Raw genomic sequence first — 14,614 nt, 5'->3', positions numbered from 1 at the left:
CTCGGCCCGGCGGCTCAGCCGCGCGAGGCCGGTTCGCGCTCGTCGCGGCGACGGCCGGTCAGGGCGCGGGTCCCGACGGCGAGCAGGACGCCGATGACGGCGCCTGCGGTGTTCGTCGTCCAGTCGGTGGTGTCGCAGGCCCGCCCGAGGACCGGCACGACGGCCTGGAGCGCCTCGATCAGCGCGGACGCGGCCGCCGCGACGGCGACCACGCGCAGCGCACGGCGGCTGAGCAGCGTGCCGAGGAAGGCCGGCGGGAGGAACAGTGCGAGGTTCGCCAACGGTTCCACGCTGCCGAGGGTCGGCAGGGAGAACTGCACCGTGCAGCGGGCGTCGTCGACCCGCGAGACGCCGGTGGGGACCAGCGTCAGCGCCACCACCGGCAGCAGGGACAGCCCGAGCAGCGTGCCGAGCACCTGGGGACCGGCGCGTCGGCTGCGCAGCAGTGCGGAGCCGAGGAGCACGCACCCCAGCGCGACCCCCAGCAGCGCGACCGGCACGAGCGCCGCATGGTCGAGCAGCACGTCGGTGATCACCGGGGCGTCCGGAGCGGGGCGTCAGGCGGCACGCCGGTCACCCTGGCACGGGCTCACCAGCGGGGGTGGCTGCCCGGCCGGGTGTGTCCGGACCGGCGTCCTCAGCGGGCGGCGGTGGTGGTGAGCGGGGTCGAGGTGACGGGCAGCTCGGAGGCCGGCCCACGCACCGACCACACCAGCCGGGCGGCGTAGGCGGTGGTCAGCACCGCGCCGGCCATGTGCAGCAGCACCAGCAGGATGGGCAGCTGGGTGAAGTACTGCACGTAGCCGACCACCCCCTGGGCCAGTTCGACGATCAGCAGGTCGCGGGCGGCCCGGCGGGCCCGGCCGGGGGAGTCGGTGGCGTACAGCGCCACCAGCAGGGCGATCGTCAGCCCGAGCAGCAGGAAGACGGCGTCGGCGTGCAGCTGGCTCATCAGCGCCGGGTCGAAGCCGGTGCGGCCGGCCTCGGGGTCGCCGCTGTGCGGACCGCTGCCGGTGACCACCGTGCCGAGCACCAGGACCACCGCCGTGGTGGCGGCGATGCCGTACACCAGCAGCGCGAGCGGCCGGCGCACGACGAGCTGGCCCACCCCTGGCTCTCGGGACCGCAGCCACATCACGGTGGTCAGCGCCACGAGCGCGGTCGAGACCAGGAAGTGCGCGGCGACCGTGTAGGGATTGAGCCCGGTGAGCACCGTGACCCCGCCCACCAGGCCCTGCGCGGGGATGCCCAGGAAGGCCACCACGGCGAGCGTCCGCAGGTCGCGGCGGGCGGAGCGGAAGACCGCGACCAGGGTGGCGGCGGCGATCGCCACCAGGACGAACGTCAGCAGCCGGTTGCCGAACTCGATGACGCCGTGGGCGGCGAGCTCGGGCGTCGTGGTGAAGCTGTCCTCGGTGCAGCGGGGCCAGGTGGGGCAGCCCAGCCCCGAGCCGGTCAGCCGGACGAACCCGCCGGTGAGGACGATCAGACCGTTGGCGACCACGCTGGCCAGCGCCAGCCGGGAGACCGTCGAGTTGCGCACCCGCGAGGGAAGAACTGACACGCCACCGATGCTACTTACCTCGGTGCCCCTCGCCGCCCGGCTCGACCAGCCGCCCGGCGCCCCACCCCGCACGCGGGCAGCCCCTCGCCGAGAAGCCGGCGACCGGTGGGCAGTGACCGCCGCGGGTAGGTGTGCACCGCCACATCCGACACGAGAGGCGGCCATCTTCGATGACCAGCGGTTTCCCCGGCGGCCCCTACGGGGGCAGCCCGTTCGACGACTTCTTCTCCGCCTTCCTCGGCGGTCCCGGCGCCCGGCGGGGCATGCAGCGGGTCGACATCACCCAGCTGCTCAGCGAGCACTCCCGCGAGGTGGTGGCCACCGCGGCCCACCAGGCCAGCGAGTGGGGCAGCGCCGACCTGGACACCGAGCACCTGCTCTGGGCGCTGGCCGGTCACGAGCCGACCCGCACCCTGCTCGCCCGCACCGGGGCCGACCCGGAGCAGCTGCGCGAGCAGCTGGCCGGACAGCTGCGCCAGGGTGAGCCCACCGGTCGGCCGGTGGCGCTGACCCCGGCCGCGAAGCGGGCCCTCCTCGACGCCCACCAGGTGTCCCGGGCCAGCGGGTCCACCTACATCGGCCCCGAGCACCTGCTCTTCGCGCTGTCGGTGAACCCGGAGTCCGGTGCCGGCCGGGTGCTCGGTGCGGTCCGGGCCACCCCGGAGGCGTTGCAGCAGGCCGCCGCCGGTGGCCCCAGCGCCGTGCGCGGGAGCGGGGGCGGCGGCGAGCAGCCGCCGTCGTCCACCCCGACCCTCGACGAGTTCGGCCGCGACCTCACCCAGCTGGCCCGGGACGGGAAGATCGACCCGGTCATCGGCCGGGCGCAGGAGATCGAGCAGACGATCGAGGTCCTCTCCCGGCGCACCAAGAACAACCCGGTGCTGATCGGTGAGGCCGGCGTCGGCAAGACCGCGATCGTGGAGGGCATCGCCGCGCAGATCGCCGAGGGCGACGTCCCCGAGTCCCTGCGCGGGCGCCGGGTGGTCGAGCTGGACCTCACCGGTCTGGTCGCCGGCACCCGGTACCGCGGTGACTTCGAAGAGCGGCTCAAGAAGGTGATGGACGAGATCCGCGAGCACAGCGACGAGGTGATCGTCTTCATCGACGAGCTGCACACCGTGGTCGCGGCCGGTGGGTCGGAGGGCTCGGCCGGTGCGGGCAACATCCTCAAGCCGGCGCTGGCCCGCGGTGAGCTGCACATCGTGGGGGCGACGACGCTGGACGAGTACCGGCGCAACGTCGAGAAGGACCCCGCGCTGGAGCGGCGCTTCCAGCCCGTGCTGGTGCCCGAGCCGAGCACGCCGGACACCATCGAGATCCTGCGCGGGCTGCGGGACCGCTACGAGGCGCACCACCAGGTCCGGTTCACCGACGAGGCCCTGGTCGCGGCGGCCGAGCTGTCCGAGCGCTACATCACCGACCGCCACCTGCCGGACAAGGCGATCGACCTGATCGACCAGGCCGGTGCCCGCACCCGGCTGCGGGTCAGGCGGCCCACCACCGACCTGCGGGCGCTGGAGCAGGAGGTGCAGCGGCTGCACCGGGAGAAGGACCAGGCGGTCGCCGCGGAGCAGTACGAGCGCGCCTCGGCGCTGCGCGACGAGTGCCGGGCGGCGCAGGCCGAGCTGGACCGGGCCCGCTCCGGCGGGGGTGCTGGCATCCCCGAGGTCGGCGTGGCCGAGATCGCCGAGGTCGTCTCCCGGGCGACCGGCGTGCCGGTGGCCCAGCTGACCGAGGAGGAACGCGACCGGCTGCTGCGGCTGGAGGACGTCCTGCACGAGCGGGTCGTCGGCCAGGACGAGGCCGTCGACGTCGTCGCCGAGGCGATCCGCCGCTCCCGGGCCGGGCTGGGCGACCCGGACCGGCCGATCGGCAGCTTCCTGTTCCTCGGCCCGACCGGGGTGGGCAAGACCGAGCTGGCCCGGGCGCTGGCCGAGGCGCTCTTCGGCGACTCCGACCGGATGGTCCGGCTGGACATGAGCGAGTTCCAGGAGCGGCACACGGTCAGCCGGCTGGTCGGCTCGCCCCCCGGTTACGTGGGGTACGAGGACGCCGGTCAGCTGACCGAGGCGGTGCGTCGCCGTCCCTACTCGGTCGTGCTGCTCGACGAGGTGGAGAAGGCCCACCCGGACGTGTTCAACACGCTGTTGCAGCTGCTGGACGACGGCCGGCTGACCGACTCGCAGGGCCGCACGGTCGACTTCACCAACACCGTGGTGATCATGACCAGCAACCTCGGCTCGGAGGCGATCGTCAACGCCGGCCGGGGCCCGTTGGGCTTCACCGCCAACGGCAACGCCGGTGACGACCTGCGCGACCAGGTGATGCGGCGGCTGCGGGAGGCCTTCCGGCCGGAGTTCCTCAACCGGATCGACGAGATCGTGGTGTTCCGGCAGCTGGAGGCCGAGCAGCTGGCGCGGATCACCGACCTGCTGCTGGACGAGACCCGGCGGCGGCTGTCCGCCCAGGACGTCGCGATCGAGTTCACCCCGGAGGCGGTGGCCTGGCTGGCCGAGCGCGGGCACGAGCCGCAGTTCGGGGCGCGGCCGCTGCGCCGGGCGATCCAGCGCGAGGTCGACAACCGGCTCTCCCGGCTGGTGCTGGGCGGCCAGCTGGGCGCCGGGCAGCGGGTGACCGTCACCGTCACCGACGGTGAGCTGGACCTCCAGGTCGCCGAGGCCAACACGGTCGTCGAGGTGGAGACCCCCGCCGCGGTGTGACGCGCCTCTCGGGGAGCCCGCAGGTTAGGACCGCCTTCCTTGCGGGCTCCCCGATTAAGCACACAATCGTGTTGTGGAATCCGCTGCGGCCCGAGCCGCCGTCCCCCTCGCCGGCCCGCCGGCCGAGGACGGGCGCACCCGTGACCGGGTGAGCAGCCTCCTCCTCGAGCACGGCCCGCAGACCGCCGCCGAGCTCGCCGCCCGGCTGGGGATCTCCCCGGCCGCGGTGCGCCGGCACCTCGACGGCCTGGTCGCGGCAGCGCGGGTCACCGAGCGCGAGGCGCCCGGTGGCCAGCGGGGGAGGGGACGCCCGGCCCGCCGGTTCGCCCTCACCGACGCCGGCCGCGAGTCCTTCCCGCACGCCTACGACGACCTGGCGCTCACCGCGCTGCGCTTCGTCGCCGAGCACGGCGGGCCCGACGCCGTCCGCGCCGTCGCCGAGCAGCAGCTCTCCGGGCTGGCGCAGCGGTGCTCCACCGCGGTGGAGTCCGCGCTCGCGCAGGCGGAGGCCGGGTCCGCGGACGTCGACCGGGCGCAGGTGCTCGCCGTCGCGCTCACCGCCGAGGGCTACGCCGCGACCGCCTCGGCGATCTCCAGCGGCGGGCAGCTGTGCCAGCACCACTGTCCGGTCGCCCACGTCGCAGCCGAGTTCCCGCAGCTGTGCGAGGCTGAGACCGCGGTGATCAGCCGGCTGGTCGGCACGCACGTCCAGCGGCTGGCCACGATCGCCCACGGCGACGGGATCTGCACCACCCACATCCCCGCGCAGCTCGCCCTCCGGGCTGGGCACCGCGCCGGGAACAAAGCCACCCCTGCACGCCCTGTACCTGCTGGTCGCGCCACGGCATCGGAGCACATGGACCCGAACGCCGGCGCCAGCACTCGCACCACCCCCTCGATCGACCGGGAGAGGACCCCCGCATGACCACCACGCAGCCGGTGCCCAGCGCGCCGATGACGCAGGACGAGACGATCGACGCGCTCGGCCGTTACAAGTACGGCTGGTCCGACACCGACGCCGCCGGTGCCTCGGCCACCCGTGGCATCAACGAGGACGTCGTCCGCGACATCTCGCGCCGCAAGAACGAGCCCGAGTGGATGCTCGAGCGCCGGCTGAAGGCGCTGAAGATCTTCGGCAAGAAGCCCATGCCCGACTGGGGCTCGGACCTCTCCGGCATCGACTTCCAGAACATCAAGTACTTCGTGCGGTCGACCGAGGCGCAGGCCACCTCGTGGGAGGACCTGCCCGACGACATCAAGAACACCTACGACAAGCTGGGCATCCCGGAGGCGGAGAAGCAGCGGCTGGTCTCCGGTGTCGCGGCCCAGTACGAGTCCGAGGTCGTCTACCACAAGATCCGTGAGGACCTCGAGGAGCAGGGCGTCCTGTTCCTGGACACCGACACCGCGCTGCGCGAGCAGCCCGAGCTGTTCCGTGAGTACTTCGGGTCGGTCATCCCGGCCGGGGACAACAAGTTCTCCGCGCTGAACACCGCGGTGTGGTCGGGCGGCTCGTTCATCTACGTGCCCAAGGGCGTCCACGTGGAGATCCCGCTGCAGGCCTACTTCCGGATCAACACCGAGAACATGGGCCAGTTCGAGCGCACCCTCATGATCATCGACGAGGGCGCCTACGTGCACTACGTCGAGGGCTGCACCGCGCCGATCTACAAGACCGACTCGCTGCACTCCGCGGTCGTCGAGATCATCGTGAAGAAGAACGCGCGCTGCCGGTACACGACCATCCAGAACTGGTCGAACAACGTCTACAACCTGGTCACCAAGCGGGCCGTGGCCCACGAGGGCGCGACCATGGAGTGGGTCGACGGCAACATCGGCTCCAAGGTGACGATGAAGTACCCGGCCGTGTGGATGACCGGTGAGCACGCCAAGGGCGAGGTCATGTCCATCGCCTTCGCCGGCGAGGGCCAGCACCAGGACGCCGGCGCCAAGATGGTGCACGCCGCCCCGCACACCTCCTCGACGATCGTGTCGAAGTCGGTGGCCCGCGGTGGTGGCCGTACCTCCTACCGCGGCCTGGTCCAGGTCGACGAGGGCGCCTACGGCTCCCGCTCGACGGTGAAGTGCGACGCGCTGCTGGTCGACACGATCAGCCGTTCGGACACCTACCCCTACGTCGACGTCCGCGAGGACGACGTGTCGATGGGCCACGAGGCGACCGTCTCGCGGGTCAGCGACGACCAGCTGTTCTACCTGATGAGCCGAGGGCTCTCCGAGGACGAGGCGATGGCGATGGTCGTGCGCGGCTTCGTCGAGCCCATCGCCCGGGAGCTGCCCATGGAGTACGCCCTCGAGCTCAACCGCCTGATCGAGCTCCAGATGGAAGGTGCCGTCGGCTGATGTCGGCAACTGACGACCAGACCACCCTGACCACCGACTCGGCCACCCTCGCCGGGGAGCTCTTCGCTCCCGGCGTGGGTGCCCAGGCCGGCCCGCCGACCACCCCGGCGGCCGGCACCGGCACCGCCGGCGACACGCCCCCCGGGTCGCACTCGCACGGCGGGCCGGCCCCGACCGGCTCGCCGGCCGAGCGGTTCACCTCCACCGACCCGGAGGCGTTCGGCGCCCCGACCGGCCGCGAGGAGGAGTGGCGCTTCACCCCGATGCGCCGCGTCCGCGCGCTGCTGGACGGCGCTCCGTCCGACGCCTCCCTGACGTGGCAGAGCGATCTGCCCGAGGGTGCCGAGCTGACCTCGGTCGAGGCCGGCGACCCGCTGCTCAAGGGCCTGCCCGAGCCGGTCGACCGGCTCGCTGCGCTGACCCGTCAGCGCAGCGGTGGCGCGGCCGTGCTCCGGATCGCCAAGGAGGCCGTGCTCGACCGCCCGGTCACCCTGGGCCTGGCCGGCACCGGCAGCGAGGACGTCGTCTGGGGCCAGCTGGTCGTCGAGGTCGGCGCGTTCGCCCAGGCGACCGTCGTCCTCGACCACTCCGGCTCGGCCCGCTACTCCGGTGGGGTCGCCTTCCTGCTCGGTGACGGTGCGCAGCTGACCGTCGTCTCGGTGCAGGACTGGGCCCCGGGCACGGTGCACGGCGGCCAGCTCGACGCCGTCGTCGGCCGGGACGCCAGCCTCAAGCAGGTCGTGGTCACCCTCGGTGGCGACCTGGTCCGGCTGGTCAGCAACGTGCAGTACGCCGGTCCCGGTGGCTCGGTGGACCTCTACGGCGTGTACTTCGCCGACGAGACCCAGCACCAGGAGCACCGGCTGTGGGTCGACCACGGCACGCCGAACTGCCGCAGCAACGTCGTCTACAAGGGCGCGCTGCAGGGCGAGAAGGCGCACACGGTCTGGGTCGGTGACGTGCGGATCCGTCCGGCCGCCACCGGCACCGACACCTACGAGCTCAACCGCAACCTGGTGCTCACCGACGGCGCCCGCGCCGACTCGGTGCCGAACCTGGAGATCGAGACCGGCGAGATCGTCGGCGCCGGCCACGCCAGCGCCACCGGCCGGTTCGACGACGAGCAGCTGTTCTACCTGTGCTCCCGGGGGATCGACGCCGAGACGGCCCGTCGCCTCGTGGTGCGCGGCTTCTTCGCCGACGTCGTGCAGCACATCGGCGTCCCCGAGCTCCAGGACCGGCTGATGTCCACCATCGAGGCCCGCCTCGGCGCGCTGCCGGACCTCGAGGAGCAGCCGGTCGAGGTCGACGCGTGACGTACGAGCGCGTCTGCGCGCTGTCCGAGGTGCCCGAGGACGGGTCCCTGCGGGTCGAGCTCGCCGACATCGACGTCGCCGTCGTCCAGCTCGACGGTGAGATCTACGCGATCCAGGACGTCTGCTCGCACGCCGACGTCCCGCTGACCGACGGCGACGTCGACGACGTCGACGGGGCGCCCACCATCGAGTGCGCCCTGCACGGCTCGTGCTTCGACCTGCGCACCGGCCAGCCCACGAACCTCCCGGCCACCGAGCCGGTCCCCGTCTACCCGGTCCGGGTGGAGGGTGACGACGTCCTGGTGGACGTCGACGCCCCCCTCGCCCTGCAGCCCTGACCTGGCCAAAGCAACTGAGGAGCGAGAACCCCGTGACCAGCCCCACCGCCACCCCCACCGCCACCGGCCTCTCGGCCGGGAGCGTGCTGGAGATCCGCAACCTGCACGTCACCGTCGGTGACGGAGACGAGGCCAAGGAGATCCTCCGCGGCGTCGACCTGACCGTCCGCGGGGGCGAGACCCACGCGATCATGGGCCCCAACGGGTCGGGCAAGTCGACCCTGGCCTACTCGATCGCCGGGCACCCCAAGTACACGATCACCGGCGGCACCGTGACCCTCGACGGCGAGGACGTCCTCGCGATGACCGTCGACGAGCGCGCCCGGGCCGGCCTGTTCCTGGCCATGCAGTACCCGGTCGAGGTCCCCGGCGTCTCGGTGTCGAACTTCCTGCGCACCGCGGCCACCGCGATCACCGGTGAGGCGCCGAAGCTGCGCACCTGGGTCAAGGACGTGCGCACCGAGATGACCGCGCTCGAGATGGACAGCGCGTTCGCCGAGCGCAACGTCAACGAGGGCTTCTCCGGTGGTGAGAAGAAGCGCCACGAGATCCTGCAGATGCGGCTGCTCAAGCCGAAGATGGCGATCCTCGACGAGACCGACTCCGGCCTGGACGTCGACGCGCTGCGGGTCGTCTCCGAGGGCGTGAACCGGGCCAAGGCCGACAGCCCCGTCGGCGTCCTGCTGATCACGCACTACACGCGGATCCTCAAGTACATCAAGCCCGACTTCGTGCACGTCTTCGTCGCCGGCCGGGTCGTCGACGAGGGTGGCCCGGAGCTCGCGCAGAAGCTCGAGGACGAGGGCTACGCCGCCTACGTCAAGGACTCGAACGAGCAGGCCGCCAGCGAGGCTGCGTCGGCATGACCCGGACCGTCTCGCGTCCCGCCGGGGCGCACCAGGTGCCGCTCCCGCTGGACGTCGAGGCGATCCGGGCGGACTTCCCGATCCTGTCCCGCACCGTCCGGGACGGGAAGCGGCTGGTCTACCTCGACTCCGGCGCCACCTCGCAGAAGCCGACCAGCGTGCTGGACGCCGAGCGGTGGTTCTACGAAAACGTGAACGCCGCTCCGCACCGGGGCGCGCACCAGCTCGCCGAGGAGGCCACCGCGGCCTACGAGGCGGCGCGCACCACCATCGGGGCCTTCATCGGGGCGCCGGAGAACGAGGTCGTCTTCACCCGGAACAGCACCGAGGCGATCAACCTGGTCGCCTACGCGCTGTCCAACGCGGCGACGGCGAAGGAGCCGGAGTTCCGCCGGTACGCCGTCGGCCAGGGCGACGAGATCGTCGTCACCGAGATGGAGCACCACGCCAACCTGCTGCCCTGGCAGCAGCTGTGCGAGCGCACGGGTGCCACCCTGCGCTGGCTCGGGCTCACCGACGACGGCCGGCTCGACCTGTCCGACCTGGGCACCGTGGTGAACGAGCGGACCAAGCTCGTCGCGGTGACCCAGCAGTCGAACATCCTGGGCACGATCAACCCGCTGGGCGGCATCATCGCCCGGGCTCGGGAGGTCGGCGCCCTGGTGCTGGTCGACGGCGCGCAGTCGGTGCCCCACCAGCAGGTCGACGTCACCGAGCTCGGCGCGGACTTCCTGGTGTTCTCCGGGCACAAGATGCTCGGCCCCACCGGGGTCGGCGTGCTGTGGGGTCGGTACGACGTGCTCGACGCGCTGCCGCCCTTCCTCACCGGCGGCTCGATGATCGAGGTCGTCCGGATGGAGCGCAGCACCTTCATGCCCCCGCCGCAGCGCTTCGAGGCCGGTGTGCCGATGACCGCGCAGGTCATCGGGCTCGCTGCCGCCGTGGAGTACCTGCAGCGGCTCGGGATGGAGAAGGTGCAGGCCCACGAGGAGGCGCTCACCGAGTACGCGCTGGCGCAGCTGCAGGCGATCCCCGGCGTCACCGTGATCGGCCCGCCGGACACCGTGGCCCGTGGGGGAGCGATCAGCTTCACCGTCGAGGGCGTCCACCCGCACGACGTCGGCCAGGTCCTCGACGACCTCGGCATCGCCGTCCGGGTCGGGCACCACTGCGCCTGGCCGGTCGTGCGCCGCTACGGCGTGCCGGCCACCACCCGGGCGACGTTCTACGTGCACACCGGGTACGACGACGTCGACGCGCTTGTCGAGGGCGTCCGGGAAGCCCAGCGCTTCTTCGGTGTTGCACCCTCTGACGACGAGGGAGCGACCACCTGATGCAGCTGCAGTCGATGTACCAGGACATCATCCTGGACCACTACCGGAACCCCCACGGGCGCGGCCTGCGCGACCCGTTCCAGGCCGAGGTGCACCACGTCAACCCGACGTGCGGTGACGAGGTCACCCTGCGGGTGCACCTGGACGGCGAGACCATCGCCGACGTCTCCTACGAGGGCATGGGCTGCTCGATCAGCCAGGCCTCGGTCTCGGCGATGTACGACCTGGTGATCGGCAAGAGCGTGACCGAGGCGATGCACACCGGCGAGCAGTTCATGACGCTGATGCAGAGCAAGGGCAACGCAACCGTGGCCGAGGAGCTCGAGGACGACCTGGAGGACGCCGTCGCGTTCGCCGGCGTCTCGAAGTACCCGGCGCGGGTCAAGTGCGCACTGATGAGCTGGATGGCGCTGAAGGACGCGAGCGCCCGCGCGCTCTCGTCCCCCACTGGAGGAGCCGACGCATGACCGAGAACACCCCTGACACCACCACCGACACCACGACCGCCACCGTGGCGCCGGACGCCGGCCTCTACGGCGGCAAGTCCGCGCTGATCGAGGACCTCGAAGAGGCCATGCGCGACGTCGTCGACCCCGAGCTGGGGGTCAACGTCGTCGACCTCGGGCTCGTCTACGGGATGGACGTCGACACCGAGGCGAACGTCGCGATCATCGACATGACGCTGACCTCGGCGGCCTGCCCGCTCACCGACGTGATCGAGGACCAGGCCCGCCAGGCCCTCACCGGCGGCCCTGGCCCCGGCCTGGTCGGCGACATCCGGATCAACTGGGTCTGGATGCCGCCGTGGGGCCCGGACAAGATCACCGACGACGGCCGCGAGCAGCTGCGCGCACTCGGCTTCCGGGTCTGAGTCCTGCAGCTGCGCACGCTGCTGGACCAGCTGGCCGCGGGGGAGACCCCGCCGGCTGATGCATGCGTCACGACCGTGCCGGCGCCTGCCCTCCTCGACGGACGGCGGGCGCCGGCACTCGTCGTCGGGGGGACCGGCTGGCACGTCGTGGCCGCGGACGTCGCCCCTGCCTGGGTGGCCGCTCAGGTCGCGCACGAACCGGTCGAGGCCCCGCTGGGCGCCCGCTTCCTGTCCTCGCTGGCCGATCGGGTGGGTGCGGAACCCGGCGTGCTGGATGCCCTGCTGACCGCCCCACCGGCACCGGAGCGCATCGGCATCCTGCTGGGCGAGGTCGAGCCGGGGGAGCACCCCCGGGTGCGGCGCGCCCTGCGGCACCGCACCGGGGTGCGCGTGTGGACGACGCCCGACCGCACCGCCCTGCTGGTCCTCGGCCAGGGGGTCGCCGGCCGGTGGGAGGTCAGCGTGAAGGTCCACCCGGCCGCCCGCGGGCGAGGCCTGGGCACGGCCCTGGCTGCTGTGGCCCCGGCGTTGGTGCCCGACGGCGAACCGCTGTGGGCGCAGGTCGCTCCGGCCAACACCGCCTCGCTGCGGTCCTTCCTCGCTGCGGGCTGGCGGCCGGTCGGCGCCGAGGTCCTCTTCGGCCCCTGACCGCGGGTCAGTCGCAGCCCACGGACGGGCTCGCCAGCGGCCACGCCTCGACGTCGTCGGGCGCGGTCACGAGGAAGACCTGCCGCGGCGCGTCTCCGGACGGCAGCCACAGCTGGACCCCGGACTCGGTCCGGTACCCGGTCGGGGCGGCGTCGGCGGGCAGCCTCGCGTCCCCGTCGAAGGCAGCGGAGAGGGTGGGGGAGACGACCCCCTCGGGGTCCCGGACGAACTGGCGCCACTCACCCGTGCCCGGTGGCCCGGCGAGGTGCAGGAACAGTGCCGCCTCCAGGTCGCAGTGCTCCTCCCCGCGGTACACGGTCAGCACCTCCTGGCCGAGCGTTCCGTCGACGTCCTCCCAGGGGCCGAGGAACGGCGAGGACGGCTCTCCGCAGGCCCCGGCGCCGATCGCCAGGGACACGGCCAGGGCGCCGGCGCAGGTCTGTCGCCGCGACCGGGTCAGGTGCATCGGCCCAGGGTGGCCCACCAGCCGGGCTGGATGCGTGGCGGGCGCCGCGTGACAGGGGCTGCAGTCGCTGTAACGACCGGTGTCAGCGCAGGTCGGCGACGCGGGCGAGGGCTGCGCGGGCTCGCGTCCGCCGCTCCTCGTAGGCCGCCCCCGCGGCGAGCATGACGGCGCCGGCTGCCCCGACGGCGAGCAGGCCGGTCAGCGGCAGGTGGACGACCAGCCGCCCGAGGGCCACCGCGGTCAGTGACGCGGCGCCCACCACGAGCGGGGCCTGCACCTGCCAGTGGCTGCCCGCGGTTGCGGTGAGGGTGGCGGCGAGGACGACCAGCACCAGTCGCAGCAGGTCCGGCTCGACGGCCGCCAGCCAGACCGACGGGACGAAGGCCACCAGCAGGCCCGGGCCCCAGGTCCGCCAGGACGAGCCGGTGGCCAGCCGTCGTCCTGAGTACAGCCACAGCACCGTCGCGGCCGGCAGCGTGTACGCCTCCGGCACGCCGATGCCGGCGGCGCCCGCAGCCAGCCAGGCCGCCAGGACGAGCACGGTGCACCCACCGGCCCGGACCCGCGCCCGGTCGGTGACCGTGCCGGAGGCGATGAAGCCCGCGCCGACCACGGCCAGCCCGACGGCCAGGCCGGTCAGGTGCCCGGTGCGGGCCAGGTGCCCCAGCCCGAGGGCGGCGACCACCGCGGCCGCCCAGGTCAACGGCAGCTCTGGGCGCTGCCCGCGCAGCGCGGTCGCGCCCGCGAGGGTGAGCAGGCTCAGCAGCACGAGCAGCTGGCCGGCCCGCGCGGACCCGAGGCTGCCGTCGGCCGCGGTCAGCAGCACGGCAGCGGCCAGGCAGCCCACCACGACCGGCAGCGCCCAGTGGCGCTCACCGGGCCGCCGGGCGGCGACCACCACCGCGGGGACGGCGGCGACCGCGACGAGGCCGGCCAGCGCCGACCAGTGCCCCGATCCGAGCAGCTGGACGACGGCCAGCCCGGTGAGCACCGCGGCGGCGGCGAGGCCCGACGGGCGGAGCAGGCCGGACCGTCCCGAGGAGGCCACCGCACCGACCGCCGTCGCGAGCGCCACGCCCAGGTACCCACTGGCCAGCACCCCGGCCAGTCCCGCCGCCTGCAGCAGCCCGGCGAGGGCGGCCCCGGTCGCCATCCCGGCGAGCACCGGCACCGCCGCCGGGGGACCGAGCAGGGGCCGCAGGTCCGCTCGGCCGCCCAGCGCGAGCAGCGCGCCGGCCGCCAGCAGCATCAGCGTCGAGGGCGCCAGGGCGGCGACGACCGACTCCGTGGTCCACACCTGGGCGGCGCCCTCCACCACCCCGGTCACCCACCAGGCGGCGGCGCTGACCAGGGTGACCACGGCGACGGCCCGGCGGACCGCCAGCGTGATCAGGAGCCCGGCGACGGCGGTGGCCAGCACGGCGGTGGCGTGCGGAGCCAGCGACAGCCCGGAGCCGGTCAGCCCGCTCAGCACCGCGGCCTGCACCGCTCCCCAGGCGGCGATCGGCCAGGTCACCGCCGTCCGGGCGATCAGCCCGAGGACGGCGAACACCGCGGCGAGCAGGGACAGCAGGATCGCGGTCGGGCCCCCGGGGCCGTCCCCGGCCGACCATGCGGCCACGGCGGCGAGCACCACCGCGGCGGAGGCGAACGCCTCCTCGCTGCTGCCCAGCCCGCGGTGCCCTGCCCGCAGCGATCCCAGGGTCGCGGCGACGGTGAGCAGGGTGACCACGAGCAGCCCGGGGACCGAGCCGGCGTCGGTGAGCGAGGCGGCACCGGCGGCGACCACCGCCACCACGCCGGCGCCGAGCAGCACCTGCTGGGGCTCGATGTCGCTGGGCTCGGCGTCGGCCAGGCCGGCGTCGTCCTGGCCGGTGTCGTCCCGGCCCGTGTCATCGGGGTCGGTGGGACCCGGGTCGGGCTGTCCGTCGTCGGGGTCCGCCGGCCCGGAGGGCGGCGGGACGCGCTGCTCCAGCGGGGGCGGGTACTCGACCTCCGGCGTGGGCACGGTGGGCCTCCTCCCCGGTGACGGGCTGCGTGCGGCTGCCGCCGGTCACGCTACGGGCGGCGTCGACGACCTGCGGGGCGAGGAGGCAGGTGACGTGGAGGTCACCCGGGAAAGGGGTCGGC

General features: G+C 73.6%; 14 protein-coding genes. 10 read left to right on the top strand and 4 right to left on the bottom strand.

Annotated elements, in window-relative coordinates; genetic code table 11:
* Window positions 1–14: 14 nt before the first annotated feature.
* Together O2W16_RS19040 and O2W16_RS19035 are read right to left on the bottom strand one after the other, a co-directional pair.
* On the bottom strand, window positions 15–536 hold the full coding sequence (locus O2W16_RS19040) for a VanZ family protein (RefSeq protein ID WP_269160398.1): 522 nt from the start codon (window positions 534–536) through the stop codon (window positions 15–17).
* A gap of 101 nt (window positions 537–637) precedes the next feature.
* Entirely contained in the window at window positions 638–1,564 is a 927-nt protein-coding gene (locus O2W16_RS19035) for a COX15/CtaA family protein (protein ID WP_269160397.1), read from the bottom strand.
* A 170-nt stretch (window positions 1,565–1,734) separates the two neighbouring features.
* On the opposite strand from O2W16_RS19035, the gene O2W16_RS19030 reads away from it, so the two are divergent.
* The 10 genes from O2W16_RS19030 (at window position 1,735) to O2W16_RS18985 (ending at window position 12,018) form a co-directional block, all read left to right on the top strand.
* Window positions 1,735–4,284, top strand: a complete 2,550-nt coding sequence (locus O2W16_RS19030; protein ID WP_269160396.1) for an ATP-dependent Clp protease ATP-binding subunit — start codon at window positions 1,735–1,737, stop codon at window positions 4,282–4,284.
* A 73-nt stretch (window positions 4,285–4,357) separates the two neighbouring features.
* Window positions 4,358–5,209 (top strand): helix-turn-helix transcriptional regulator, encoded by an 852-nt coding sequence (locus tag O2W16_RS19025; RefSeq protein ID WP_269160395.1) that lies wholly within the window; start codon window positions 4,358–4,360, stop codon window positions 5,207–5,209.
* Window positions 5,206–6,645 carry a Fe-S cluster assembly protein SufB gene (sufB, locus tag O2W16_RS19020; RefSeq protein WP_269160394.1) on the top strand — a complete coding sequence of 480 codons (1,440 nt, stop codon included), beginning with the start codon at window positions 5,206–5,208 and terminating at the stop codon, window positions 6,643–6,645. The genes O2W16_RS19025 and sufB overlap by 4 nt, the downstream gene beginning before the upstream one ends.
* Window positions 6,645–7,961 (top strand): Fe-S cluster assembly protein SufD, encoded by a 1,317-nt coding sequence (sufD, locus tag O2W16_RS19015; RefSeq protein WP_269160393.1) that lies wholly within the window; start codon window positions 6,645–6,647, stop codon window positions 7,959–7,961. The genes sufB and sufD overlap by 1 nt, the downstream gene beginning before the upstream one ends.
* Window positions 7,958–8,299, top strand: a complete 342-nt coding sequence (locus O2W16_RS19010; RefSeq protein WP_269160392.1) for a Rieske (2Fe-2S) protein — start codon at window positions 7,958–7,960, stop codon at window positions 8,297–8,299. Before sufD ends, O2W16_RS19010 begins: the two co-directional genes overlap by 4 nt.
* 32 nt (window positions 8,300–8,331) lie before the next feature.
* Window positions 8,332–9,165 carry a Fe-S cluster assembly ATPase SufC gene (gene sufC / locus O2W16_RS19005; RefSeq protein WP_269160391.1) on the top strand — a complete coding sequence of 278 codons (834 nt, stop codon included), beginning with the start codon at window positions 8,332–8,334 and terminating at the stop codon, window positions 9,163–9,165.
* Complete coding sequence (locus O2W16_RS19000; RefSeq protein ID WP_269160390.1) at window positions 9,162–10,499, top strand: cysteine desulfurase; 1,338 nt, start codon at window positions 9,162–9,164, stop codon at window positions 10,497–10,499. Before sufC ends, O2W16_RS19000 begins: the two co-directional genes overlap by 4 nt.
* Entirely contained in the window at window positions 10,499–10,966 is a 468-nt protein-coding gene (gene sufU / locus O2W16_RS18995) for a Fe-S cluster assembly sulfur transfer protein SufU (RefSeq protein ID WP_269160389.1), read from the top strand. Before O2W16_RS19000 ends, sufU begins: the two co-directional genes overlap by 1 nt.
* The gene (locus tag O2W16_RS18990) at window positions 10,963–11,370 is read left to right on the top strand and encodes a metal-sulfur cluster assembly factor (RefSeq protein WP_269160388.1); all 408 of its coding nucleotides are present in this window, start codon (window positions 10,963–10,965) and stop codon (window positions 11,368–11,370) included. Before sufU ends, O2W16_RS18990 begins: the two co-directional genes overlap by 4 nt.
* Before the next feature lie 75 nt (window positions 11,371–11,445).
* Complete coding sequence (locus O2W16_RS18985; protein WP_269160387.1) at window positions 11,446–12,018, top strand: hypothetical protein; 573 nt, start codon at window positions 11,446–11,448, stop codon at window positions 12,016–12,018.
* Between the two features lie 7 nt (window positions 12,019–12,025).
* Here the strand turns inward: O2W16_RS18985 and O2W16_RS18980 are convergent, their stop codons facing one another.
* On the bottom strand, window positions 12,026–12,484 hold the full coding sequence (locus O2W16_RS18980) for a hypothetical protein (protein ID WP_269160386.1): 459 nt from the start codon (window positions 12,482–12,484) through the stop codon (window positions 12,026–12,028).
* A gap of 82 nt (window positions 12,485–12,566) precedes the next feature.
* Window positions 12,567–14,492 (bottom strand): SCO7613 C-terminal domain-containing membrane protein, encoded by a 1,926-nt coding sequence (locus O2W16_RS18975; protein ID WP_269160385.1) that lies wholly within the window; start codon window positions 14,490–14,492, stop codon window positions 12,567–12,569.
* Between the last annotated feature and the right edge of the window lie 122 nt (window positions 14,493–14,614).

It is taken from the genome of Modestobacter sp. VKM Ac-2984 (assembly GCF_026967985.1).
Lineage (GTDB): Bacteria > Actinomycetota > Actinomycetes > Mycobacteriales > Geodermatophilaceae > Modestobacter.
The sequence above is the reverse complement of the archived record's forward strand: the minus strand, read 5'-3'. Positions and strand labels throughout refer to the sequence as shown.

Coding starts and splice junctions, on each gene's coding strand:
- sufB (WP_269160394.1), top strand. CDS start 5,206: ATGACCACCACGCAGCCGGTGCCCAGCGCGCCGATGACGCAGGACGAG.
- O2W16_RS19000 (WP_269160390.1), top strand. CDS start 9,162: ATGACCCGGACCGTCTCGCGTCCCGCCGGGGCGCACCAGGTGCCGCTC.
- O2W16_RS19030 (WP_269160396.1), top strand. CDS start 1,735: ATGACCAGCGGTTTCCCCGGCGGCCCCTACGGGGGCAGCCCGTTCGAC.
- O2W16_RS18980 (WP_269160386.1), bottom strand. CDS start 12,484: ATGCACCTGACCCGGTCGCGGCGACAGACCTGCGCCGGCGCCCTGGCC.
- O2W16_RS18990 (WP_269160388.1), top strand. CDS start 10,963: ATGACCGAGAACACCCCTGACACCACCACCGACACCACGACCGCCACC.
- sufD (WP_269160393.1), top strand. CDS start 6,645: ATGTCGGCAACTGACGACCAGACCACCCTGACCACCGACTCGGCCACC.
- sufU (WP_269160389.1), top strand. CDS start 10,499: ATGCAGCTGCAGTCGATGTACCAGGACATCATCCTGGACCACTACCGG.